Source organism: Streptomyces sp. NPDC043878 (assembly GCF_056435735.1).
The window spans coordinates 4,625-26,404 of record NZ_JBWKDW010000028.1 but is presented as its reverse complement, the minus strand read 5'-3'; the positions used below and the strand labels follow the sequence as shown (position 1 = coordinate 26,404).

The 21,780-nt window shown below is 71.6% G+C and carries 24 protein-coding genes; 2 read left to right on the top strand and 22 right to left on the bottom strand.

Annotated features, from left to right (window positions below):
* Positions 1-87 precede the first annotated feature (87 nt).
* The 3 genes from rlmN to AC07AZ_RS31195 all read right to left on the bottom strand — a co-directional run bounded on the left by rlmN (position 88) and on the right by AC07AZ_RS31195 (position 3,092).
* On the bottom strand, positions 88-1,194 hold the full coding sequence (gene rlmN, locus AC07AZ_RS31205) for a dual-specificity RNA methyltransferase RlmN (RefSeq protein WP_478853660.1): 1,107 nt from the start codon (positions 1,192-1,194) through the stop codon (positions 88-90).
* A gap of 278 nt (positions 1,195-1,472) precedes the next feature.
* Entirely contained in the window at positions 1,473-2,408 is a 936-nt protein-coding gene (locus AC07AZ_RS31200) for a CU044_5270 family protein (RefSeq protein WP_478853658.1), read from the bottom strand.
* 48 nt (positions 2,409-2,456) lie between these two features.
* Positions 2,457-3,092, bottom strand: a complete 636-nt coding sequence (locus tag AC07AZ_RS31195) for an RNA polymerase sigma factor (protein WP_478853656.1) — start codon at positions 3,090-3,092, stop codon at positions 2,457-2,459.
* Between the two features lie 343 nt (positions 3,093-3,435).
* On the opposite strand from AC07AZ_RS31195, the gene AC07AZ_RS31190 reads away from it, so the two are divergent.
* Positions 3,436-3,840 (top strand): hypothetical protein, encoded by a 405-nt coding sequence (locus tag AC07AZ_RS31190; protein ID WP_478853654.1) that lies wholly within the window; start codon positions 3,436-3,438, stop codon positions 3,838-3,840.
* Positions 3,841-3,981: 141 nt separating this feature from the next.
* Here AC07AZ_RS31190 and AC07AZ_RS31185 read toward each other — a convergent pair whose 3' ends face one another.
* The 5 genes from AC07AZ_RS31185 to rpsB form a co-directional block, all read right to left on the bottom strand.
* Positions 3,982-5,187, bottom strand: a complete 1,206-nt coding sequence (locus AC07AZ_RS31185; RefSeq protein ID WP_478853652.1) for a phosphatidate cytidylyltransferase — start codon at positions 5,185-5,187, stop codon at positions 3,982-3,984.
* Positions 5,187-5,744 carry a ribosome recycling factor gene (gene frr, locus AC07AZ_RS31180; RefSeq protein WP_073499094.1) on the bottom strand — a complete coding sequence of 186 codons (558 nt, stop codon included), beginning with the start codon at positions 5,742-5,744 and terminating at the stop codon, positions 5,187-5,189. Before frr ends, AC07AZ_RS31185 begins: the two co-directional genes overlap by 1 nt.
* Before the next feature lie 191 nt (positions 5,745-5,935).
* Positions 5,936-6,694: a UMP kinase gene (gene pyrH / locus AC07AZ_RS31175; protein WP_371668902.1), complete on the bottom strand. Its 759-nt coding sequence runs from the start codon at positions 6,692-6,694 to the stop codon at positions 5,936-5,938.
* A 192-nt stretch (positions 6,695-6,886) separates the two neighbouring features.
* Entirely contained in the window at positions 6,887-7,723 is an 837-nt protein-coding gene (tsf, locus tag AC07AZ_RS31170) for a translation elongation factor Ts (RefSeq protein ID WP_478853649.1), read from the bottom strand.
* A 95-nt stretch (positions 7,724-7,818) separates the two neighbouring features.
* The gene (gene rpsB / locus AC07AZ_RS31165; protein WP_478853647.1) at positions 7,819-8,769 is read right to left on the bottom strand and encodes a 30S ribosomal protein S2; all 951 of its coding nucleotides are present in this window, start codon (positions 8,767-8,769) and stop codon (positions 7,819-7,821) included.
* Positions 8,770-9,040: 271 nt separating this feature from the next.
* Between rpsB and AC07AZ_RS31160 the strand changes: the two genes are divergently transcribed.
* Positions 9,041-9,679, top strand: a complete 639-nt coding sequence (locus tag AC07AZ_RS31160) for a peptidoglycan DD-metalloendopeptidase family protein (RefSeq protein ID WP_478853645.1) — start codon at positions 9,041-9,043, stop codon at positions 9,677-9,679.
* A gap of 294 nt (positions 9,680-9,973) precedes the next feature.
* Here AC07AZ_RS31160 and AC07AZ_RS31155 read toward each other — a convergent pair whose 3' ends face one another.
* The 14 genes from AC07AZ_RS31155 to rimM all read right to left on the bottom strand — a co-directional run bounded on the left by AC07AZ_RS31155 (position 9,974) and on the right by rimM (position 21,607).
* Complete coding sequence (locus AC07AZ_RS31155) at positions 9,974-10,531, bottom strand: TetR/AcrR family transcriptional regulator (RefSeq protein ID WP_478853795.1); 558 nt, start codon at positions 10,529-10,531, stop codon at positions 9,974-9,976.
* A 165-nt stretch (positions 10,532-10,696) separates the two neighbouring features.
* Positions 10,697-11,539 carry an RNA polymerase sigma factor WhiG gene (whiG, locus tag AC07AZ_RS31150; RefSeq protein WP_478853643.1) on the bottom strand — a complete coding sequence of 281 codons (843 nt, stop codon included), beginning with the start codon at positions 11,537-11,539 and terminating at the stop codon, positions 10,697-10,699.
* Positions 11,540-11,768: 229 nt separating this feature from the next.
* Positions 11,769-12,971: a DNA-processing protein DprA gene (gene dprA / locus AC07AZ_RS31145; RefSeq protein ID WP_478853641.1), complete on the bottom strand. Its 1,203-nt coding sequence runs from the start codon at positions 12,969-12,971 to the stop codon at positions 11,769-11,771.
* A complete protein-coding gene (locus AC07AZ_RS31140) occupies positions 12,968-14,593 on the bottom strand; it encodes a YifB family Mg chelatase-like AAA ATPase (protein ID WP_478853639.1) in 1,626 nt (541 codons plus the stop codon). Before AC07AZ_RS31140 ends, dprA begins: the two co-directional genes overlap by 4 nt.
* Positions 14,593-14,994, bottom strand: a complete 402-nt coding sequence (locus AC07AZ_RS31135) for a YraN family protein (RefSeq protein ID WP_478853637.1) — start codon at positions 14,992-14,994, stop codon at positions 14,593-14,595. The genes AC07AZ_RS31140 and AC07AZ_RS31135 overlap by 1 nt, the downstream gene beginning before the upstream one ends.
* Before the next feature lie 77 nt (positions 14,995-15,071).
* The gene (locus tag AC07AZ_RS31130; RefSeq protein WP_003965949.1) at positions 15,072-15,380 is read right to left on the bottom strand and encodes a DUF2469 domain-containing protein; all 309 of its coding nucleotides are present in this window, start codon (positions 15,378-15,380) and stop codon (positions 15,072-15,074) included.
* Positions 15,381-15,436: 56 nt separating this feature from the next.
* Positions 15,437-15,913, bottom strand: coding sequence for an NUDIX hydrolase (locus AC07AZ_RS31125; RefSeq protein ID WP_478853793.1), 477 nt, complete (start codon positions 15,911-15,913; stop codon positions 15,437-15,439).
* A 133-nt stretch (positions 15,914-16,046) separates the two neighbouring features.
* Positions 16,047-16,826, bottom strand: coding sequence for a signal peptidase I (lepB, locus tag AC07AZ_RS31120; protein ID WP_478853635.1), 780 nt, complete (start codon positions 16,824-16,826; stop codon positions 16,047-16,049).
* A 129-nt stretch (positions 16,827-16,955) separates the two neighbouring features.
* Positions 16,956-17,963 (bottom strand): signal peptidase I, encoded by a 1,008-nt coding sequence (lepB, locus tag AC07AZ_RS31115; RefSeq protein ID WP_478853633.1) that lies wholly within the window; start codon positions 17,961-17,963, stop codon positions 16,956-16,958.
* Positions 17,851-18,945 carry a signal peptidase I gene (lepB, locus tag AC07AZ_RS31110; protein ID WP_478853631.1) on the bottom strand — a complete coding sequence of 365 codons (1,095 nt, stop codon included), beginning with the start codon at positions 18,943-18,945 and terminating at the stop codon, positions 17,851-17,853. The genes lepB (AC07AZ_RS31115) and lepB (AC07AZ_RS31110) overlap by 113 nt, the downstream gene beginning before the upstream one ends.
* Positions 18,938-19,651 (bottom strand): signal peptidase I, encoded by a 714-nt coding sequence (gene lepB, locus AC07AZ_RS31105; RefSeq protein ID WP_478853629.1) that lies wholly within the window; start codon positions 19,649-19,651, stop codon positions 18,938-18,940. Before lepB (AC07AZ_RS31105) ends, lepB (AC07AZ_RS31110) begins: the two co-directional genes overlap by 8 nt.
* Positions 19,652-19,696: 45 nt before the next feature.
* Entirely contained in the window at positions 19,697-20,047 is a 351-nt protein-coding gene (gene rplS, locus AC07AZ_RS31100) for a 50S ribosomal protein L19 (RefSeq protein ID WP_478853627.1), read from the bottom strand.
* 136 nt (positions 20,048-20,183) lie between these two features.
* Complete coding sequence (gene trmD, locus AC07AZ_RS31095) at positions 20,184-21,017, bottom strand: tRNA (guanosine(37)-N1)-methyltransferase TrmD (protein ID WP_478853625.1); 834 nt, start codon at positions 21,015-21,017, stop codon at positions 20,184-20,186.
* The gene (rimM, locus tag AC07AZ_RS31090) at positions 21,017-21,607 is read right to left on the bottom strand and encodes a ribosome maturation factor RimM (protein WP_478853623.1); all 591 of its coding nucleotides are present in this window, start codon (positions 21,605-21,607) and stop codon (positions 21,017-21,019) included. Before rimM ends, trmD begins: the two co-directional genes overlap by 1 nt.
* Positions 21,608-21,780: the final 173 nt, after the last annotated feature.

The following is a 21,780-nucleotide window of genomic DNA, read 5'->3' as shown; positions in this document are numbered from 1 at the left end:
TCTGCGGTCTGTCCCGCACTCTCAGCGCTGTGGCGCTCCCCTGTCGGAATATGAAGACGAGTATGAAGTTGTCCTGACCCGATCAGACTACCGCTCGGTCGCGGCGAGCTGACCACACGCCCCGTCGATCTCCTGACCACGGGTGTCCCGGACGGTCACCGGTACACCGTGCGCGGCGATCGACTCGACGAACGCCTTCTCGTCCTCGGGCCGCGAAGCGGTCCACTTGGACCCCGGTGTGGGGTTCAGCGGGATCAGGTTGACGTGCACCGGCTTGCCCTTGAGCAGCCGGCCGAGCCGGTCACCGCGCCACGCCTGGTCGTTGATGTCCCGGATCAGCGCGTACTCGATGGACAGCCGGCGCCCCGACCTGGCGGCGTACTCCCATCCGGCGTCCAGCACCTCGCGCACCTTCCACCGCGTGTTCACGGGGACGAGGGTGTCACGCAGCTCGTCGTCCGGCGCGTGCAGCGAGATCGCGAGCCGGCACTTGAAGCCCTCGTCGGCGAAACGGTGGATCGCCGGGACGAGCCCGACCGTCGAGACGGTGATCCCGCGCTGGGACAGCCCCAGCCCGTCGGGCTCGGGGTCGGTGAGCCGCCGGATCGAGCCGACCACCCTGTTGTAGTTGGCGAGGGGCTCGCCCATGCCCATGAACACGATGTTGGACAGCCGTGCGGGACCGCCGGGGATCTCGCCCTCCCGCAGGGCCCGCATGCCGTCCACGATCTGGTGCACGATCTCGGCGGTGGACAGGTTCCGGTCGAGGCCCGCCTGCCCCGTCGCGCAGAACGGGCAGTTCATCCCGCAGCCCGCCTGGGAGCTGATGCACATGGTGACCCGGTCCGGGTAGCGCATGAGCACCGACTCGACGAGGGTTCCGTCGAACAGCTTCCACAGCGTCTTGCGGGTGGTGTCCTGGTCGGTCGACAGATGCCGCACGACCGACATCAGCTCCGGCAGCAACGCCTCCCGCAGCCTGCCGCGCGAACCGGCCGGGATGTCGGTCCACTGCTCCGGGTCGTGCGCGTACCGCGCGAAGTAGTGCTGCGACAGCTGCTTGGCGCGAAACGGCTTCTCCCCGATCGCGGCGACGGCTTCCCGTCGCTCGGCGGGCGTGAGATCGGCGAGATGCCGCGGCGGCTTCTGGGCTCCGCGGGGGGCGACGAAAGTGAGTTCTCCGGGCTTCGGCATAACCCTTCCAGTGTCGCAGATCGAACGGGGTGCCCCGGGGCCCCGGCGGACGGGGGTGATCGCCGCTGGTCATCCGGGTCGTCGCGCCGACCGGGAGACGACCCGGAGACGGCCCGAGGACGGCCTGAGGACCGCCCGAGGACCGCCCGAAGACGGCCCGAAGACGGCCCGAAGACGACGCGGAGGCGGCCCCGCGCCGCGATCCGCGCGACGCCCTCCGCCGCGCGGACGCGCGGCGCCCGGTGTGATGCCGGGCGCCGCGCGGTGCGGGCGCCTGCTCAGGGGCGTTGCCGCACCCGGTCGACCACCCCGTCGGCGGCCACGTACGACCACTGGTCGTACGTCCTGCTCCCCGCTGTGCGCCGGTCATGCATGCCGAGGTACCGGTACGTCCTCGCGTCGAAGACCAGGACCGGTCCGCCGTCCGCCCAGGGCGTGCCGGGCTTGCCGACGTACTGGACGCCGATGCCCGCCCGGCCGCCGGCGTCCGTCCGGCCCGGCAGCACCCTGATCCCCGGGACGGTGGCCAGTGCCTCGAACGCCGCGGGGCGCAGTCCCCCCGGCAGCACCGGGGTGCGGAGCAGGCCGGAGAGGAAGACATGGATCATCGGCCACTCGTCGGCCCTCGTCGGCCGGCCGAAGTCCGGTGTTCCGCCCATGTCGCGCAGGGTGACCGTCAGCCTGTCCGGGTCGGTGGGCAGCCGCTTCAGCTCCGACCACCTTCTGGGCGGCCAGCTGCCCTGCCCCGGCCGGTCCGCCGGGACCCACTGGGTGCGGCCCAGTTCGCTGACGTAGGACTTCCGGGAGCCGTCGACCGAACTCCAGCTCTCGTCGACGTACGTCCTGCTCGAGCCGCCCCCGGCCGGGGTCTCCTTGATGACCTCCTTCGTGTAGACGAACTGGTCGTCACGCGGCGCGAGCGGCTTCTCCAGCCTGCGTTCCTCGGCCGCCGCCCCGTGCAGCACGGTGGCCGCGCCGACCGTCCGGACGTGCGGCGAGGTCCCCGTGTCCCCGGCGACCACCACGGTCGCGGTGACCGCCGCCGCGGCGGCGCAGGCCACCGCGATCCGCAGCAGCGGACGGCGGGCAACGACCGCCGGGGCGGCGGGCGCCAGCATCACCTGGTGGAGGCGGGCGCGTGTGCGGACACGGACGGAGTCCGCGAGCGGAGGAACGTCCGCGTCCCACTCCCTCAGCAGCTCGATCTCATTCATCGTCGGTTTCCTCTCGGAGAGCGGTCGGATCGGACATCGTCGGGTTCCTCACGGAGAGCGGTCGGGCCGGACATCGTCGGGTTCCTCTCGAAGAGCGGTCGGATCGGATCCACCCAGGGCCTCACGAACATGTCTGCGAGCCCGGTGCAGCCGTGACCGGACCGTCCCCACCGGCACGCCGAGGGCCCGCGCGACCTCCTCGTAGCCGAGGTCGGCCCAGGCGACCAGCAGCAGCACGTCCCGGTGCCTGGCGGGCAACCGGGCCAGCGCACCGGCGAGTTCACTGCGTACCGCGTGGGCGCTGACCCGCGCCGCCACCCGGTCCGCGACCGTCTCCTCGGCCTGGGCGCCGGGGGCGGCCGACGGCAGCCGTCCGAGCGCCCTGAGCCGCCGGGCCTCGGCGCGCCGGTGGCGGCCTATGAGGTTGGTGGCGATGCCGAACAGCCAGGGGCGGGCGTCGGCGAGCTCCGTGTTGTACCGGAACCGCTGCTGGAACGCGGTGGTGAACGTCTCCGCCATGACGTCCTCGCCCGCTTCCGCACCCAGCCGGCGCGCCGCGTAGCGGTGGACGGCGACGGCGTGGCGGTCGAAGAGCACGGCGAACACCTCGGGCTCGTCCCACGACCGTTCGACCATCGAGGCGTCACTGTCCTGCCCCAGCCTGACGCCGGATTCGACGGTCATCGGGGCCTCCTTTCACCGGTTCGAACGCTTTGCTTCTCGGGCTCACACCGGTACTTCGCCGATGGCCGCGATCGGGTTCCCCGCACCGTCACCACGCCTCGCGGGTGCGGGGGTCGCCCGTCCGGCGGGGTGGCGGCACGCGCGGGTCGCGAGGCGGTGGTTCAGCCCGCTCCACCGTCGGTCCGGGAGGCCGGTCCCTCGTGGTGGCGGCTGCGGGGCGGGATCGTCGGAGACGCCGGGCGCTTCCCCCGGCAAGGGCCGTCCACCGACCCAGGTGCCGACCCGATGCCGATCCATGTGCCGCCCCATCCGCCCCATCCGCCCCTGAGAAAGGGAACCTCCCATGGCCGCGAAACACCGACGCCGTATCGCCAGCCTCGCCACCGCGGTGGCCGCCGCAGGACTGATCGTCGGGCTGACAACCGGTTGCGAGGACGCCGACAGGTCACAGGACTGCGCAGGCGACCACCGCACGATCGCCGACGGTCTCAAGGCCCTGCACGAGGCCGGGCTGGACGCGGCGAGCGATCCGTCGAGGACCGACGAGTCCATCGCCACCATCGAGAAGAACCTCGACAGGATCCACGCCGGGAACGACGACGCGCGAAGCGGCAAGGTCGACCGGGCCCTCAAGGACCTCGACCGGGCGGTCTCGGACTACGACAAGGCCGTCCTGAACGGCGAGAAGCCCGACTCCGGCGAGGTCGACGCCGCGGCCGACGAGCTCAGGGACGTCTGCGGATCATGACGGGTGGGACCGGTACCGGTGCCGTGCCGTGCCGTGCCGTGCGAGCGTGCGGGCGCACGCTGGCGAGACGCGGGAGCCCCCGCCCTCGAGGAACGAGGGCGGGGGCTCCGACGCGCGTACGCGGACCGGTCGGCGGGATCCTCAGCCGGAGCCGACGAACAGCACCAGCAGCAGCCACACCACCGGCGCCGTGGGCAGCAGGGAGTCCAGGCGGTCCATGATGCCGCCGTGCCCCGGCAGCAGCGTGCCCATGTCCTTGATGCCCAGGTCCCGCTTGATCATCGACTCGCCGAGGTCTCCGAGCGTGGCGCTGGCCGCGACCGCCAGGCCCAGCACCAGGCCCTGCCACCAGACGCCGTCGTCGATGAGGAACTGCATGCACAGCGCGCCCGCCACCATCGCGAACGTGACCGCGCCGACCAGGCCCTCGCGGGTCTTGCCGGGGCTGATGCGCGGGGCCAGCCTGTGCTTGCCGAAGCGCCAGCCGACGGCGTAGGCGCCGGTGTCGCTGACCACCGTGAGCAGCAGGAACGTCAGTACGCGCCACGCGCCGTCGTCGGCCGTCAGCATCATCGCGACGAAGGTGGCGAGGAAGGGGACGTAGAAGGCCGCGAAAACGCCCGCCGTGACGTCCTTGAGGTAGCCCTCCGGCGGCTCCGTCATCCGCCACACCAGGACGGCCAGCGCGGTGAGCGCCATCGCCACCCAGGCGCCCTCGGCACCGCGGACGTAACCGGCGACGACCATCGCCGCGCCGCCGACCGCGAGCGGGACGAGGGGCGCCTTGATGCCCTTGCGCTCCTCCAGCCGACTGGTGAGCTCCCAGAGTCCCACCACGACGGCGACCGCGACCACACCGACGAACACGGCCTTGACCACGAACAGGGACGCGACGATCACCGCGCCGAGTCCGACCCCGACGCCTATGGCCGCGCCCAGGTCCCGGCCCGCGCTCTTCTTCTGCGGCGCGGGCGCCGGCTGCGAGGCGTCGGGCATGGGCTCCGGATTCTGCGGCACCGCCCCGTAGGGCTGCGCCTGCGGCGTGTCGTAGGGCCCGTCTGAGTGGGCCTGCGGCGGGTCGTACGACGGAGTCCGCTGTGGGTCGTACGGCCGCGGCTGCGGCGGTTCGTCGCGGAACAAGGGGCCGCTCAGCCGAGCGGCCCCCCGATCGTCATCCTGGTTCCCGCCACTCGCGGGTACGTCGGGCACGATGGGCATGGGGCGAGTGTGCTGCGCGTCATGCGCATCGTACGCGGGACCCGCCGGGGCAGCCCCCTGGGCAGGCCCCTGGTCGGACGGCCCCCAGTACCCGGCTTGTGGCGGCGCTCCCCAGGAAGAGTCGTTCATCAGACCTCGAGCAGCTCCGCTTCCTTGTGCTTGAGCAGCTCGTCCACCTGGGCGACGTACTTCGCGGTGGTGTCGTCGAGCTCCTTCTCCGCACGGCGGCCCTCGTCCTCGCCGACCTCGCCGTCCTTGACCAGCTTGTCGATGGCGTCCTTGGCCTTGCGGCGGACGGCGCGGATGGACACCTTGGCGTCCTCGCCCTTGCTCTTGGCGACCTTGATGTAGTCGCGGCGGCGCTCCTCCGTGAGCTCGGGGAACACCACCCGGATGATGTTGCCGTCGTTGCTCGGGTTGACGCCCAGGTCCGAGTCGCGGATCGCCTGTTCGATGTTGCGCAGCGCGCTCTTGTCGAACGGGGTCACGACCGCCATGCGCGGCTCCGGCACCGAGAACGAAGCCAGCTGGTTGATCGGCGTCGGCGCACCGTAGTAGTCGGCCACGATCTTGTTGAACATCGCCGGGTGCGCACGGCCGGTGCGGATCGCGGCGAAGTCCTCCTTGGCGACCACGACGGCCTTCTCCATCTTCTCCTCGGCCTCGAGGAGGGTCTCTTCGATCACCACTTGCTCCTGCGTGTCTTGAGTAGGCCCGGCTGCGGTTCCGCCACGGGGCGGCGGCCGGCTGCGTCGCGTCTTGTTCCTGCACGGTTCCCGACCGTCAGGACATTGTCCATCCCCCGGTCAGGGTCCGTCCGCCGTCCTGGTGTTGCGCCACGGACAGGTGTCGTACGGCGGACGGGGTGGTGCACCGGTCAGTCCCGGCTGCCCTGGTCACCCACAAGCGTGCCGATCTTCTCACCCTTGACGGCGCGTGCGATATTGCCCTCCGCCAGAAGCTCGAAGACCAGGATCGACAGCTTGTTGTCACGGCACAGCGTGATGGCGGTCATGTCGGCGACCTTGAGGTCGCGGGTGATGACCTCGCCGTAGCTGAGCGAGTCGAACTTGACGGCCTCGGGGTTGGTCTTCGGGTCGGAGTCGTAGACCCCGTCCACGCCGTTCTTGCCCATGAGCAGGGCCTCGGCGTCGATCTCCAGGGCGCGCTGGGCGGCGGTGGTGTCGGTGGAGAAGTAGGGCATGCCCATGCCGGCGCCGAAGATGACCACGCGGCCCTTCTCCAGGTGACGCACGGCGCGCAGCGGGATGTACGGCTCGGCGACCTGGCCCATGGTGATGGCGGTCTGCACCCGGCTGTCGATGCCCTCCTTCTCCAGGAAGTCCTGCAGGGCGAGGCAGTTCATCACCGTGCCGAGCATGCCCATGTAGTCGGAGCGGGCCCGGTCCATGCCGCGCTGCTGGAGTTCGGCACCGCGGAAGAAGTTGCCGCCGCCGATGACGACCGCGATCTCCGCGCCGTCCCGCACGACGGCCGCGATCTCACGGGCGATCTTGTGCACCACGTCGGGGTCCACGCCCAGGCCCCCGCCACCGGAGAAGGCCTCTCCGGACAGCTTCAGCAGAAACCGGCCGTGTACTTTGCCGTCGTCGCTCTTCTGGGCCTTGGTGGTCATGGCGTTCTCCTCATGGTGCACATACGAAGAAGGCCATTGCCGGTGGGGTGTTCGCATCCCATGCGCGGCAATGGCCTCCTCGTCAGATCTGCTGTCGTCCGCCGCACGCGCCTGTGCGACGGCGTACCCGGACGACTGCTGTCGACCCTAGCGGGCTTCCGCCGGGGATCGCGCGCCGATCGCGGTACGGACTCAGATGCCGACCTTGATGCGCGTGAAGCGCTTCAGGGTGACACCCGCCTCGTCCAGGACCTTCTGGACGGACTTCTTGTTGTCGAGCGCGTACGGCTGGCCGAGCAGCGTGGCGTCCTTGAAGAAGCCGTTGAGGCGACCCTCGACGATCTTCGGCAGGGCGGCCTCGGGCTTGCCCTCGGCGCGGGTGGTCTCCTCGGCGATGCGACGCTCGGACTCGACGACGTCGGCCGGCACGTCCTCCTTGGAGAGGTACTTCGGCGCGAAGGCGGCGATGTGCTGGGCGATGCCCCGGGCGACGTCGGCGTTCGGCTTGTCCAGCTCGACGAGGACACCGATCTGCGGCGGCAGGTCGGGCATCGTGCGGTGCATGTACGCCGTCACGTAGCCGTCGGTGTACTGCGCGAAGCGGTCCAGGACGATCTTCTCGCCCAGGTTGGCGTTGGCCTCGTCGACGAACGCCTGCACGGTCTTGCCGGCCTCGATCTCGGACGCGAGCAGCGCCTCGAGGTCGGCCGGGGAGGTCTTGGCGACGTGCTCGGCGATCGCGTTGGCGACGGCCTGGAACTTCTCGCCCTTGGCGACGAAGTCCGTCTCGCACTTCAGCTCGACCAGGACGCCGGAGGTGTTGTCGTCAGCGATGATGGAGACCACGGCGCCGTTCTCGGCGGAGCGGCCCTCGCGCTTGGCGACACCCTTCTGGCCCTTGATACGGAGCGCCTCGACGGCCTTCTCGACGACGCCCTCGGCCTCGTCGAGCGCCTTCTTGCAGTCCATCATGCCGGCGCCGGTGAGCTCACGGAGCTTCTTGACGTCGGCGGCGGTGTAGTTCGCCATGATTCCTGGAATCTCTCTCGAAGTCTGAAGATCTACGGGCCGAACGGCGGGGGCTTCGCGGCCCCCGCCGTTCACTGACCTGAAGCGGTGAGGTGTCAGGCCTGCTCGGCGTCCGCGGCGGGAGCCTCGGCAGCGGCCTCGGCCGGCGCCTCGGTCTCGGCGGGAGCCTCAGCGGCGGTCTCGGCGGGAGCCTCGGCGTCGGCCTCAGCAGGGGCCTCGGCAGGTGCCTCGGCAGCAGCCTCGGCGGCGGGGGCCTCGGCCTCGTCGGCCTTCTTCTCACCCTCGAGCAGGTCGCGCTCCCAGGCGGCCAGCGGCTCGCCCGCGGCCTTGTCGCCCTTGCCCTCGGTGGCGACACCGGAGCGGGAGATCAGACCCTCGGCGACCGCATCGGCGATCACACGGGTGAGCAGGGTGACGGAGCGGATCGCGTCGTCGTTGCCCGGGATCTTGTAGTCGACCTCGTCGGGGTCGCAGTTGGTGTCGAGGATGGCGACGACCGGGATGTTGAGCTTCCGGGCCTCACCGACCGCGATGTGCTCCTTCTTGGTGTCCACGATCCAGACGGCGCTGGGCACCTTGGACATCTCGCGGATACCACCGAGGGTCTTCTCCAGCTTGGCCTTCTCGCGCGAGAGCACGAGAAGCTCCTTCTTGGTCAGACCCGACGCGGCGACGTCCTCGAAGTCGATCTGCTCGAGCTCCTTGAGGCGCTGCAGACGCTTGTAGACGGTCGAGAAGTTGGTGAGCATGCCGCCCAGCCAGCGCTGGTTGACGTAGGGCATGCCGACGCGGGTGGCCTGCTCGGCGATGGCCTCCTGCGCCTGCTTCTTCGTGCCGACGAACATGACCGTGCCGCCGTGGGCGACGGTCTCCTTGACGAACTCGTAGGCGCGGTCGATGTACGACAGCGACTGGAGCAGGTCGATGATGTAGATGCCGTTGCGCTCGGTGAAGATGAAGCGCTTCATCTTCGGGTTCCAGCGACGGGTCTGGTGACCGAAGTGGACGCCGCTTTCCAGCAGCTCCCGCATCGTGACGACGGCCATGGCCGTTCTCCTTGGTGTTCTCGGTTGTACCGCGGGTGCCGGACGGCACTCACGCCTGACGCCCGCATGCGCCGTGCCACGAAGGACCGAGGGGCGCAGACACCGGCCGGAAACCGACCCGATGCCGGGGCGTGCGAAGTCGACCCGGTGACCCGGATCGCCAGGAGAAGTGTACGGGACCCGCGGGCCCCCGGGTGACGCCGCTGTCCACAACCCGGGAGTAGTCCACAGACACCGGTCGGTCCGGGCGCCGGTGCGGGACGGTTGTCGTATGCGAGCCAAGCGATGGATGGGTACGGGGCCGGGATCGTTGCTGGTGGCGGCGGTGCTGATCACCTCGGCGGCCGCTCACGGGAGCGGCGCGGGCGGACCGGCCTGGGAGCCGGCCGGCCGCCGTGCGGCGCCCGTCGGACCGGTCCCGCAGGTCGGCCGCGGGTGGCCGGTGGGCACGCGCCCGGTGATCCTGCGCGGCTGGGAGCCACCGGCGACGGCGTACGCCCGGGGCCACCGCGGGGTGGATCTGGCGGCGCCCGCCGGAACTCCGGTACGGGCGGTGGCGGCGGGCCGGGTCTCCTTCACGGGCCGGGTGGCCGGGAAGGGGGTGGTCTCGGTGGAGCTGGCGGGCACGGGCGCCCCACCGCTGCGGACGACCTACGAACCGGTGCTGGCGGCCGTGCGCAGGGGTCAGGAGGTGGCCGCGGGCGAGGCACTCGGCACGGTGCAGGCCGCGGGCTCGCACTGCCGGGCCGCCTGCGTGCACTGGGGTCTACTCAGGGGGAGTACGTACCTCGACCCGCTGTCCTTGCTGCCCCCGTGGCTGCTGCGGGCCGGCCCGTCACGTCTGCTGCCGGTACTCGGCGTCCCGCCGCCCGCCGGACCGGCGGACCGCCGGGACAGCCATGGGCGCTGAGGGCGGAGGCCGGTTTTCGCGTCAGCCCCGCACCCCCCGCAGGGCCATGGCGACAGCCGTGGGCACTGAGGGCGCAGGCCGGTTTCACGTCAGCCCCGCACACCCCCGGGCCATGACGACAGCCGTAGGCACTGAGGGCGCAGGCCGGTTTTCACATCAGCCCCGCACACCCCGCAGCGCCATGACGACAGCCGTAGGCACTGAGGGCGCAGGCCGGTTTTCACATCAGCCCCGCACACCCCGCAGCGCCATGACGACAGCCGTGGGCACTGAGGGCGCAGGCCGGTTTTCACATCAGCCCCGCACACCCCGCAGGGCCATGGCGACAGCAGCCTCGGTGATCGTCCCGGGGTCCTCGGCCGCCCCGAGCTCGATCCGTCGTACGGCGGCGTCGACCACGCCCTGGAGCAGCATCGCCGGCAGCCGCGGTTCCGCGTGCCCCATCTCGCCGAGTGCCTCGACGATCAGCGCCACCAGCGCTCCGTGGGCGGCCCTGATCTTGTCCCGGGCGCCCGCGTCGAGTTCGCTCGCGGAGATCGCCACCACGGCCCGGTGCCGCCGGTCCCCGACCAGCGCGAGCTGGCGGCGCACATACGCCTCGACCCTGCCCTCGGGTGAGTCCGCGCGCTCCATCGCCGCCGAGACCTCGTCGGCCCACACCGGGAAGTCGACCTCGCACAGCTCCTCGACCACAGCCGCACGGGACCGGAAGTACTCGTACACCGAGGACCGGGCGAGTCCCGTCCGCTCGGCGAGGGCCGGGAAGGTCAGCGCCTCCGTCCCGCCCTCGGACAACAGGGCGCGGGCCGCGTCCAGCAGGGCGGCTCGCTGCATCGACCGGTGCTCGGCCACGGAGGCCGCTCGAATCCTTGGCACGCCGTCCACTGTACGGACGGACCACCGCCGACCGGGGCCACTCCCCCGACCCGGGGCCTGGAGCCCGGGCCCCGCCCGCGCTCCGGCCGGACCGGTCCGTGCCGGCGCCCGACGCGGCCCCAGCCCCCGGCCCCGGCCCCCTCAGCGACCGAAACTCGCCAGCTTCGCCCGCAGCTGCAGGACCGACTTGGTGTGGATCTGGCTCACCCGGCTCTCGGTCACGCCCAGTACGTTGCCGATCTCGGCGAGGGTGAGGCCCTCGTAGTAGTACAGCGTGACCACGGTCTTCTCCCGCTCGGGCAGTGTGTTGATCGCCCGGGCCAGGAACCGCCGCAGCTCCCGGTCCTCGGCCACCGCCACGGGGTTGTCGGCGGCGGTGTCCTCCAGCGTGTCCATCAGGCTGAGCCGGTCCCCGCCCTCGCCCCCGACGTGCAGCAGCTCTTCCAGGGCCACCACGTTCGCCAGCGACAACTGGCTGAACACGGCGTGCAGTTCGTCCACCGCGATGCCCATCTCGGACGCCACTTCGCTCTCGCTCGGGGTCCGCCGCAGCCGCGCCTCCAGCGTGGCGTAGGCCCGCTCCACGTTGCGCGCCTTCTGCCGCACGGACCGCGGGATCCAGTCCAGCGCCCGCAGCTCGTCGATCATCGCGCCCCGGATCCGGGTGATCGCGTACGTCTCGAACTTGATCTCCCGGCCGATGTCGAACTTCTCGATCGCGTCGATCAGCCCGAACACCCCGGAGGAGACGAAGTCGGCCTGCTCGACGTTGGGCGGCAGACCCACGCTCACCCGGCCGGCCACGTACTTGACGAGCGGCGAGTAGTGCAGGATCAGCTGCTCGCGCAGCCGCTCGTCCCCCGTCGACTTGTACGACCGCCACAGCTCGTCGAGTGTCGAGGGAGCGGGCGGCCGCACGCTGCCACCGTCACGGGCGGCTGCGGGGATCGCCGCCCGGTCGGACCCGGAGGTGTGCTGGGGCATTCGTCGCCTTGCGTCGTTCTGCTGCGAAGTGGTGGTACCTGGGTGAGCTGTCGGTCTGGTGGGATATCGCCGGTGTGCGCCTGAATCCATGTGAGCGTAGCGTGACTGGGGTGTCGCAGTGAGCGAAGAGCGACCCACACCGCACGCACGGACGACGTCCGGCAGTCGCTTCGCCGGTGCGGGGCGGTCCCCGTGTGTGATCACCGGATGACACCAACTCCGGGATTTCTCAAGGGCGTCCGGGTTCCCCCGGACGGCCGAACACGTCCGGTCGGCACCGACTGTGATCACCGCGGACCGAGATCACCGCCTGGCGTGTCAACTTCCAGCCGTCGCCGTGTCGTTCGACGTAACCGAGCGAGCGGAGTTCGTACAGTCGGGCGACCGCGTCGTCCCGCGTCGTCTGGGCGCCGCGCGCGATCTCGTCCACCGCCGCCGCGCGGGCGCCCGGCAGGGCGGCGAGGACGCGTCGGGCTCCGGCGGCGAGCAGGTCGCGCGGCACGACCGGTCCGCGCCGGTCCGGGGCCAGCTCGCCCATGTCGCCGACCAGTTCGGCGACCTCCGCCGCATCCGTGACCAGCACCGCCTCCCCGCGCAGCAGCTCGTGCACGCCCGCGGACAGGGCGCTGGTGGCCGGCCCGGGTACGCCCATGGTGTGGCGTCCCAGGCGTTGTGCGGCCCGCGCGGTGACCAGCGAGCCGCTGCGATGGGCCGCCTCCACCACCACGGTTCCCCTGGTGAGCGCGGCGATCACCCGGTTCCGCAGGACGAACCGGCTCGGAGTCGGATGCTCCCCCGGCGGCAACTCCCCGATCACCAGACCCTGTTCCGCGATCCTGCTCAGCAACTCGGTGTGTCCGCGCGGGTAGGGCCGGTCGACCCCGCAGGCCACGACGGCGACGGTGGCGCCGCCGGCGCCGAGCGCCCCCCGGTGCGCGGCCCCGTCGACCCCGTAGGCGCCGCCGGACACCACGACCCATCCGCGTTCGGCGAGCTGGGCGGCGAGACCGGCCGCCATGTGGGCGCCGTACGCCGTACAGGCGCGGGCGCCGACGACCGCCACCGAGCGCAGCGCCCACATCCTGAGGCTCGGCCGGCCGCGCACCCACAGGCCCAGGGGCCGTGCGTCGCCCAGGTCGTCGAGCTGCCCCGGCCATTCGGTGTCGCCCGGGCACACGAACCGCGCCCCGGCCTCCCGAGCGACCTCCAGGTCACGGCCGGGCTCGGCCCGTTCCGCCCGGGCCAGCAGCCCGGCCCAGCGCCGCTCGCTCACGCCCGGGGGGCGCGGCGCCCCCGCCCGCAGGAGGCGGACGGCCTCCTGCGGCCCGCACCGGCGCACCCAGCGGCCGCCGGCCTCGTCGCCCGGCTCGACGACCCGGGTGAGGAAGACCCTGGCGAGGAGTTCGCCGGCCGGAGCGGTGTCGGCGCTCACGTCGGCGCCCCGATGGCCATCGGCACGCCCCGTGGCACACCGGTGCGCAGTTGCAGGGCGAGGGCGACGTCGGTCGCGTCGGGCCGGTCGTGGCCGGCGAGGTCCGCGACGGTCCAGGCGACGCGCAGCACCCGGTCGAGTCCCCGCGCGGTCAGGACGCCCCGCTCCAGGCTGCGTTCCGCCTCGTCCATGGCGCCGGCCGCCGCGTGCCAGCGGCTGCGCAGCTCCCGTCCCGGAACCTCGCTGTTGGCGCTCCACGGGGTGCCGGCCAGGCGTGCCGCGGCCCGCTCCCGGGCGGCCCGCACCCGGTCGGCGACGGTGGCGGTGGACTCACCGTGGGCGCCGCGCGCGGCGAGCTGCTCCCGTGTGACGGCGTCCACCCGGACCCGGAGGTCGACCCGGTCCAGGAGCGGGCCGGAGAGCCGGGCCTGGTAGCGGCGGATCGCGGAGGGCGGGCACTCGCACAGGGTGTCCCGCAGCGAGAAGCGGCCGCAGGGACACGGGTTGGCCGCGAGGACCATCAGGAACCGGGCCGGGAAGCGGACGACGCCCGCACTGCGCGCGATCACCACGTGCCCCGATTCGAGGGGCTGCCGCAGCGCGTCGAGGGCCCGGCCGCTGAACTCGGGGGTCTCGTCCAGGAACAGCACACCGCGATGGGACAGCGAGACGGCTCCGGGCCGCGCGATGCCGGGGCCGCCGCCCACCAGGGCCTGCATGGTCGCCGAGTGGTGCGGGGCGCAGTAGGGGGCGAGGTCGATCAGCGGTTTGCCCGCCGGGAGCAGGCCCGCCACCGAGTGGACGGCGGTGACCTCGAGGGACTCCTGCCGGCCGAGCCGGGGCAGGACGGCGGGCAGCCGCTCCGCGAGCATGGTCTTGCCGGCGCCCGGCGGTCCTTCCAGGAAGAGGTGGTGAGCGCCGGCCGCCGCCACCTCCACCGCGGTGCGTGCCGAGGTCTGGCCCACGACATCGGCCAGGTCGTGACCCTGGTCGTGGTGTGTGGCGCCCATGCCGTGCAGGCCGGTCGCGGCGCCCGTGCCGGGCAGGCGCAGGCCGGCGAGGAGCGGATCGGGGCGGCCGAGGTCGTCGGGTTCCTCCTCGGGCACGGGTTCGTCGGCGAGGACCGCGATCAGCTGGCGCAGGCTGCGCACGCCCAGCACGGAGACGCCCGGCACCAGGGACGCCTCCGCCGAGGCGGACTCGGGGACGACCACCTGTTCGTAGCCGGCCTCCGCGGCGGCCAGCACGGACGGCAGGATGCCCCGCACGGGACGCACCCGGCCGTCCAGGCCGAGCTCGCCGATCATCACGATGTCCGCGAGCACGCGGGGGTCGATCCGCTCGGCGGCGCCGAGGACCGCGCAGGCCACCGCGAGGTCGAACCCACTGCCGCCCTTCGGCACCGACGCCGGGCTGAGTCCGACGGTGAGCTTCTTCTGCGGCCACTCACCGCCCGAGTTGACCACGGCGGCGCGGACCCGGTCCCGGCTCTCCGTCAGACTCTTGTCGGGTAGTCCCACCAGCGTGAACGCGGCGACTCCCGGTTCGAGGTCGGCCTGGACCTCGACGACGACACCCTCGACGCCGACCAGCGTCACCGCACACGTACGGGCGAATCCCATCACGCCACCCCCCGCGCGTGCTCGACCACGGCGGCTCCGCGCCGGGGCAGGAGGACACCCACGAGGTCGATGCGGACGCCTCCCGGCGGGGCCCCTCCATGGGTCTGGATCCAGCGCTCGGCGAGGCCGCGCAGCCGCTGGGCCTTGTCGGGTGTCACCCCGGCCATGGGGTGCTCGAAGGCACCCGTCCTGCGGGTCTTGACCTCGCAGACGACCAGGACGTCACCGTCCCGCGCGACGATGTCGATCTCTCCGGTCCGGCCGCAGCGCCAGTTGCGCTGCAGCACCGTCATCCCGGCCTCGGCAAGCCGCCGCGCGGCCAGCTCCTCGCCGTACCTGCCCAGTGCCCTGCGTGCCTGATGCGTGTTCATGTCGGCACCACCTCCGGCGCCAACCGTCACGCATCCGCACCCACGAAGTGGATCTTGGTGGACCACTCAGCGGTTGTGGACAACTCCGTCACCCCCGCGGGTGAGAGTCACCCGCCCGGCAGCTCCAGGTCGCTCTTGTTGAGCTCCTCGATGTTCACGTCCTTGAACGTGAGCACGCGCACCTGCTTGACGAAGCGGGCCGGCCGGTACATGTCCCACACCCAGGCGTCCGCCATCGACACCTCGAAGAACACCTCGCCCTGGACCGAGTGCACCTGCATCTCGTAGTCGTTGGTGAGGTAGAAACGCCGCTCGGTCTCGATCACGTATTTGAACAGACCGACGACATCGCGGTACTCCCGGTAGAGCTTCAGCTCCATCTCGGTCTCGTACTTCTCGAGGTCCTCGGCGCTCATGGCATGTTCCCCTTCAGCCGTGCGATCCCACCATTGTGCGCCAGTCCCGACCGCCCCTAGGCGATTTCGGTGTCCAGGGTCACGGGTCTGGCCGGGGGACCGTCGTCGAGCAGCCTGCGCAGCAACCCGGCGAGTCTGGTCGGATACACCGTCTCATGTGCCTGGGTCAGTTCCTGACACGTCCACCAGCGCGCTCCGCTGAGGCTGCGCCGCTCCAGCTCGGTGAGGCCGGTGGCCCCGGTGGCCGTCTGGGTCGTACGGGCCAGGTAGTACCACTCGTCCTGGTCCCAGCGGCGCCCCGCGAACGGGAAGGAGCACCTTCGCCGCCACAGCACCGGGCCCAGTTCGACCTCGGTGATGCCGGTCTCCTCCGAGAGTTCCCGACGAGCGGCCTCTTCACGGGTCTCGTCGCCCTCCAGGCCGCCGCCGGGTGTGAACCACCAGTCGTTCGCCGGATCGTCCGGCTCGTGGCCGTGCAGCAGCAGGATGCGGTCCTGCGGGTCGAGCAGCACCAGGCGGGCGACTTTGCGCAGCCCGCCCCCGGAGGCGGCCGGATCCCCGCCGGTGTCCGCGACCCGGCCGGTGTCCGCGTTCCCGCCGGTGTCCGCAATCCAACCGGTGGCCGCGTTCGCGAAGGTGTCCGCGTTCCCGCCGGTCCCGGGCGCCTCAGCGGGCACCGGGCGACTCCGTCCGCGTGCGGGCACGGCCGCCGCCCGCACGCTTGGCGATCGGGCCGTAGGCGCCACCGGCGAGGATGAGCACCGCGCCGGCCACGATCAGGCCCACCACCACGCGGAGGGGCCCGGGCTGCGAGAGGGTGCCGAGCGTCTCGAAGCCGGTCGGCCGCTTCAGCATGCCGTTCATCGGCCACACGACCGCGTCGACCCGGGCGGAGACCGCGCTGCGGGCCACGGTGCCGCCGGCCGCGTCGGTCAGGTGGGCCGTGGAGTCCAGCGAGCCCTGGCGCTCGTCACCGAGCAGGAACAGCCGCCCCTTCGGCACCGTCACGGTGGGGAAGTCCGTGATCTCGGCCAGGCTCCCCTTGGGGAGATACGGTTCCTCGATCTGCTTGCCGTTGATCGTCAGCTTGCCGTTCGTGCAGCAGGCGACGGTGTCGCCGCCGACCGCGACGACCCGCTTGACCACGGCGGAGTTGCTCACCCAGGACTTGTCCGTGAAGACCACGACGTCACCGCGGCGCACCTCGGAACCGTCGACGCGCTGCGCCAGTACCCGGTCGCCCGCGGCGATGGTCGGACTCATGGAACTGGTGGGCACGGTGTACGGCCGGTAGGCCACCGCTCCCCAGCCGAATCCCCCGAGGAACAGCACCAGACCCAGTGCCACGGCCAGACCGGACAACCGCTGTCCGGTCCGGCTGCCCACCGGTTCGCTGCCCGTGCCGCCGCTGCGCGGGGCCGTACGCGTCGCACTCTCGCCACCCATGGGTCCGCACCCTACCCGGCGGTACCTGACCCGGTCAGCCCCTTCCGCCGCGGCCCGGGTCACAGCTCCACCTGGGATCCACGAGCCCCGGACGTACGGCGGAAGGACCGACTCCGGTCGGCCGGAGCCTCAGCGGGTCGCGTCGGGAGCGATCCTCCTGCGGCGCCACAGCGCCACCGGCACCACGCCGACGAGGGCGATGCCGTTCGGCGCCACGGTCAGGGCGGCGGAGGCCGAGGACTGGTCGTCCAGCCCGTTCTGGTCGAAGGTGTCGGGAACCGGGAGCGTGCCCCAGCGGTTGATCGGCCAGGCCTTGACGATGGCGCGGCCGACGACCTCCTTCACCGGGACCATGCCCTTGTGCTCGTCCGCCTGGTTGTAGCGGGAGTCGCGGGAGTTCTGCCGGTGGTCGCCCATGACCCAGATGGAGCCCTTGGGGACCTTCACCGTGAACTGGCCGCCCTGGTCGTCGACGCTGCACGGGGTGTTGCCCGCGTACACATAGGACGTCTCGTTGAGCACCTTGCCGTTGACCTTCAGCGGGCCGGTGCCCTTGCACGAGACGGTGTCACCGCCGACGCCGATGACGCGCTTGATGAGGTCCTTCTCCTCCGCGGACGGCATGAGGCCGATCCAGCTGAGGAAGGTCTGCACGGCGTTCGGGTTCGCCGTGGGCTCGCCGGCCAGCCAGTTGTCGGGGTCGTGGAAGACGACGACCTCGCCGCGCTTCGGCTCGGAGCCGAACCACGGGGTGAACTTGTCGACCAGGACGCGGTCACCCTGCTGGAGGGTGTTCTGCATCGAGTCGGAGGGGATCGAGAACGCCTGCACCAGGAAGGTCTTGATCAACAGCGCGAGCACGAGCGCGATGACGATCAGGATCGGCAGCTCCTTCCAGAAGGAGCGGGACTTCCTGGGCCCCTGCGCCGACCCCCTGATCTCCCGGTCGCCGGGACCGGGGCCACCGGGTCCCTGCGTCCTCGGCTCCTCGCCCGTCCCCGGACCGTCCTCCGTGGCTCCGGCGTCACTCCCGGAGGTCACGGCCCCGTCCACGGACGGGGCGGCCGACTCCGCGGGGCGTCCGCGGTGCTCCTCGCCGTCGTGTCCGGACCGTGCGCCAACCGCAACATCCCCCACGCCAACTCCTCACTCTGTGCCGCTGCCTGCCCCAGACGCGGCGCAGGCCCACCACTCCCATAACGAGCGGGAGTTCCGCAGGGCTCGGGAGTCGGATCGTTCCGTTGAGATCCTCGGAGGCAACCCTATGCGACAGTTCGGGAGCCGCGGTCGTCCCGGCTGCCGAGTCGGACACGGAGGCGAAGGTTTTCGGCTCGTCGAGCGAGGTCCAGTGCCCGAGCGGCCAGGCGATGACCTTGGCCCGGCCCACCACGGAGTCGAGGGAGACCGTGCCGCCGTAGTCGGTGTTCTGGTGCGCGCGGGAGTCCGCGGAGTTGCCCCGGTGATCGCCCATCACCCACAACCGCCCCTTCGGCACGGTGATGTCGAACTGCGATTCGGAGGGGACGTTTCCGGGATAGAGGTATGCCCCCTCCTCCAGGGGGACCCCGTTGACGGTCACCCGTCCCTGCGCGTCACAGCACTTGACCCGGTCGCCGCCGACGCCGACGACCCGCTTGATGAGGTCCTTCTCGTTGTCGGAGGGGAGCAGGCCGATGAAGGTGAGACCCTCCTTGACCTGCTTGACGACGATCGGGTCGTGCTTCTTGGTGGTCTCCTCGCCCTGGAGCCAGCCGCCGGGGTCGTGGAAGACGACGACGTCCCCGCGCTTGGGCTCGGAGCCGAACCACGGGGTGAACTTGTCGACCAGGACGCGGTCACCGATACGGATCGTCTGCTCCATCGAGCCGGACGGGATGACGAACGCCTGGAGGAGGAAGGTCTTCAGGACGAGCGCGATGAGGACCGCGACGCCGACGAGGAGCGGTATCTCCTTGACCGCGCCGCGCCTGCGGCGCCGCTTGACCTTGCGCTGGAGCTTGCGCCGCTCGGCGCGCGAGCGGCCGTTCGCGGCCGAGCCGCCGGCCCGCCTGGACCCCGTGGGCAGCAGGTCCTCGGTCGCGCTGAGGCCCGTACCGCGCCGTCTGCCACGGTTACCCATGCGCACCGTCCGAGGCGGGCACGCGCGCGTAGGCGGCCGGCCGCTCCAGGCGGGTCCAGTGCGCGGTGGGCCATACGATCCAGTCGGCGCGGCCGATGACCTCCCCGACGGGGATCATGCCGCCGCCGGGTGAGCCGAGATGGTCGCGGGAGTCGCTGGAGTCGCTGCGGTGGTCGCCGAGGACGAAGAGGGTGCCGCCGGGGACCCTGATGTCGAAGGGCACGGTGGACGGGCTGTCACCGGGGTACAGGAAGGTCGACTCGTCGACCGGCCGGCCGTTCACCCGGACCCTCCCCTCCTCGTCGCAGCAGACCACGTGGTCTCCCCCCACACCCACAACGCGTTTGACGTAGTCCCCGTCCCCGAAATAGCCGGTGCCGTCGAACACGACCACGTCGCCGCGCCGCGGCTCGGCACCGAAACGGTACGCCAACTTATTTACGAGAACCCGGTCCCCGATCCTCAATCCGGATTCCATGGATCCGCTGGGGATCTGGAACGGCTGCACCACGAATGTGTTGAGGGCGAGCAAAAACAGCAGGCAGACCAGGAGGGTCAGGGTGACGCGCCCGCCGGGGAGCAGGTCGGTGATCCTCGGCACCAACGCGAAACGCGACCGGCCCTCCGGCCCCCTGGGGTCCGAGATCTCGGACCCGCGGGGGCGGGAGGAGCGGTCGCGCTCCGTCGGCTGTGCTTCGGTGTCCATCGGGGCCAGATGCTATCCGGCCCTCCTGTGGCAACCGGCGCGCGATCAGCGGTCGCGCTTCTCCTTGATCTTCGCGGCCTTGCCGCGCAGCTCGCGCAGGTAGTAGAGCTTCGCGCGACGCACGTCACCGCGGGTGACGACCTCGATCTTCTCGACGATCGGGGTGTGCACCGGGAAGGTGCGCTCCACGCCGACGGAGAACGAGACCTTGCGGACCGTGAAGGTCTCCCGGACACCGGCGCCCTGGCGGCGGATGACGACGCCCTTGAACTGCTGCACACGAGAGCGGTTGCCCTCGATGACGCGGACGTGGACGTTGACGGTGTCACCCGGGCGGAAGGCCGGGACGTCGCCGCGCAGCGACGCGGAGTCGACGGAGTCGAGCAGGTGAGACATTTTGCGTCTGCTTTCTTCGCCCATGCCACAGGTCATCGACGGAAGTTGGGTGATCTGGATGAGAGCCGTGCGGGTCGGGGCGGGCGTCGTGTCCCCCTGTGGCAGGGGCGCACGCCGGACGGCGCACAGCAGCGCCCTATTGTTCCATGCCGTGCGGCCTGCGCCAAAATCGGCCGTACGGCTCCCCCTCGGGGTCCGGGGCCCAGCCCAGGATGGAGAGCATCTCGCGGTCCTTCTTGTCGAAGGCCCTGGGGTCGCACCGTTCGATGAGGTCGGGCCGGTTGGCCGCGGTGCGGCGCAGCGCCTCGTCGCGGCGCCAGCGGGCGATCTTCCCGTGGTGCCCGCTGAGCAGCACGTCGGGGATGCCCTGGCCGCGCCACTCGGGGGGCTTGGTGTAGACGGGCCCCTCCAGGAGGTTGGCCATGGCCCCGGGTGCGAAGGAGTCGTCGCGGTGCGACTCGGCGTTGCCGAGGACACCGGGCAGCAGTCGCGCCACGGCCTCGGTGACGACGAGGACGGCCGCCTCACCGCCGGCGAGGACGTAGTCGCCGATGGAGACCTCGTACACGGGCAGCCGGGTGGCGTACTCGTCGACGACGCGCCGGTCGATGCCCTCGTAGCGGGCCGGTGTGAAGACCAGCCACGGGCGCTCGGACAGCTCGACGGCGAGGTCCTGGGTGAAGGGGCGGCCGCTGGGCGTGGGGACGATGAGCGCCGGCGCGTGGGAGCCCGTCTCGTAGCCGTCGGCCAGGACGGAGTCCAGCGCGTCGCCCCACGGTTCGGTCTTCATCACCATGCCGGGACCGCCGCCGTAGGGGGTGTCGTCGACGGTGTTGTGCCGGTCGTAGGTCCATGAGCGCAGGTCGTGCACGTGGACGTCGAGCTGTCCGCGCGCGCGTGCCTTGCCGACGAGGGAGACGTTCAGCGGCTCCAGGTACTCGGGGAAGATCGTGACGACGTCGAGCCGCATCACGCCTCTTCCCCGGAGTCGGCGGCTGCCCCGGAGGTGTCGTCGGCCTCGGACGCGTCCCGCGAGGAGGCGGTCTCGGCCTGGTCGTCGATCAGGCCGGGCGGCGGGTCGATGACCGCGCGCTGCTCCGCCAGGTCGATCTCGGTGACGATCTGCTCGACGAACGGGATCAGCACCTCGGTGCCGTCGGGCCGCTCGACGATGAAGAGGTCCTGGGAGGGCAGGTGGGAGATCTCGGTGATCCGGCCCACCTCGACGCCGTCCTTGGTGACCACGTCCAGGTCCATCAGCTGGTGGTCGTAGTACTCGTCCTCCTCCTCGGGGAGCGCCTCGGGGTCCACCTCGGCGATCAGGAGGGTGTTGCGCAGCGCCTCGGCGGCGTTGCGGTCCCGCACGCCCGCGAAGCGCAGCAGGAGACGGCCGCTGTGGACGCGGCCGGTCTCGATGGTCAGCGGCCCGGCCGAGGCCGGGTCGGTGGCCAGGACGGCGCCGGGGGCGAGCCTGAGTTCCGGCTCGTCGGTGCGTACCTCGACGGTGACCTCGCCCTTGATGCCGTGGGCGCGGCCGACGCGAGCGACTACCAGCTGCACTTGTGTTGATCTCCTGTCGTACGACCCGTCGCAGACCCCCGCGGGTCATACGACGTCGGGGCGGGGGGGGGAAAGGGGACCCCCCAACCCGAGCCAGGGGTGTGGTTTTGGGTTCGCGGAAGGGGGCCACGCCCCAGAGGGGGAAGCGCACTCCCCCGGCGCCCACAGGGAGC

What these genes read in the sequence shown, in the direction of transcription:
- AC07AZ_RS31140 (WP_478853639.1), bottom strand. Translation starts at nt 14,593, where the DNA reads ATGGGATTCGCCCGTACGTGTGCGGTGACGCTGGTCGGCGTCGAGGGT.
- rplS (WP_478853627.1), bottom strand. Translation starts at nt 20,047, where the DNA reads ATGTCTCACCTGCTCGACTCCGTCGACTCCGCGTCGCTGCGCGGCGAC.
- lepB (WP_478853635.1), bottom strand. Translation starts at nt 16,826, where the DNA reads ATGGGTGGCGAGAGTGCGACGCGTACGGCCCCGCGCAGCGGCGGCACG.
- whiG (WP_478853643.1), bottom strand. Translation starts at nt 11,539, where the DNA reads ATGCCCCAGCACACCTCCGGGTCCGACCGGGCGGCGATCCCCGCAGCC.
- rpsB (WP_478853647.1), bottom strand. Translation starts at nt 8,769, where the DNA reads ATGGCCGTCGTCACGATGCGGGAGCTGCTGGAAAGCGGCGTCCACTTC.
- pyrH (WP_371668902.1), bottom strand. Translation starts at nt 6,694, where the DNA reads ATGACCACCAAGGCCCAGAAGAGCGACGACGGCAAAGTACACGGCCGG.
- AC07AZ_RS31190 (WP_478853654.1), top strand. Translation starts at nt 3,436, where the DNA reads ATGGCCGCGAAACACCGACGCCGTATCGCCAGCCTCGCCACCGCGGTG.
- trmD (WP_478853625.1), bottom strand. Translation starts at nt 21,017, where the DNA reads ATGCGGCTCGACGTCGTCACGATCTTCCCCGAGTACCTGGAGCCGCTG.
- AC07AZ_RS31200 (WP_478853658.1), bottom strand. Translation starts at nt 2,408, where the DNA reads ATGAATGAGATCGAGCTGCTGAGGGAGTGGGACGCGGACGTTCCTCCG.
- AC07AZ_RS31185 (WP_478853652.1), bottom strand. Translation starts at nt 5,187, where the DNA reads ATGAACGACTCTTCCTGGGGAGCGCCGCCACAAGCCGGGTACTGGGGG.
- tsf (WP_478853649.1), bottom strand. Translation starts at nt 7,723, where the DNA reads ATGGCGAACTACACCGCCGCCGACGTCAAGAAGCTCCGTGAGCTCACC.
- rlmN (WP_478853660.1), bottom strand. Translation starts at nt 1,194, where the DNA reads ATGCCGAAGCCCGGAGAACTCACTTTCGTCGCCCCCCGCGGAGCCCAG.
- AC07AZ_RS31195 (WP_478853656.1), bottom strand. Translation starts at nt 3,092, where the DNA reads ATGACCGTCGAATCCGGCGTCAGGCTGGGGCAGGACAGTGACGCCTCG.
- lepB (WP_478853629.1), bottom strand. Translation starts at nt 19,651, where the DNA reads ATGGACACCGAAGCACAGCCGACGGAGCGCGACCGCTCCTCCCGCCCC.
- AC07AZ_RS31130 (WP_003965949.1), bottom strand. Translation starts at nt 15,380, where the DNA reads ATGAGCGCCGAGGACCTCGAGAAGTACGAGACCGAGATGGAGCTGAAG.
- AC07AZ_RS31160 (WP_478853645.1), top strand. Translation starts at nt 9,041, where the DNA reads ATGCGAGCCAAGCGATGGATGGGTACGGGGCCGGGATCGTTGCTGGTG.
- lepB (WP_478853631.1), bottom strand. Translation starts at nt 18,945, where the DNA reads ATGGGTAACCGTGGCAGACGGCGCGGTACGGGCCTCAGCGCGACCGAG.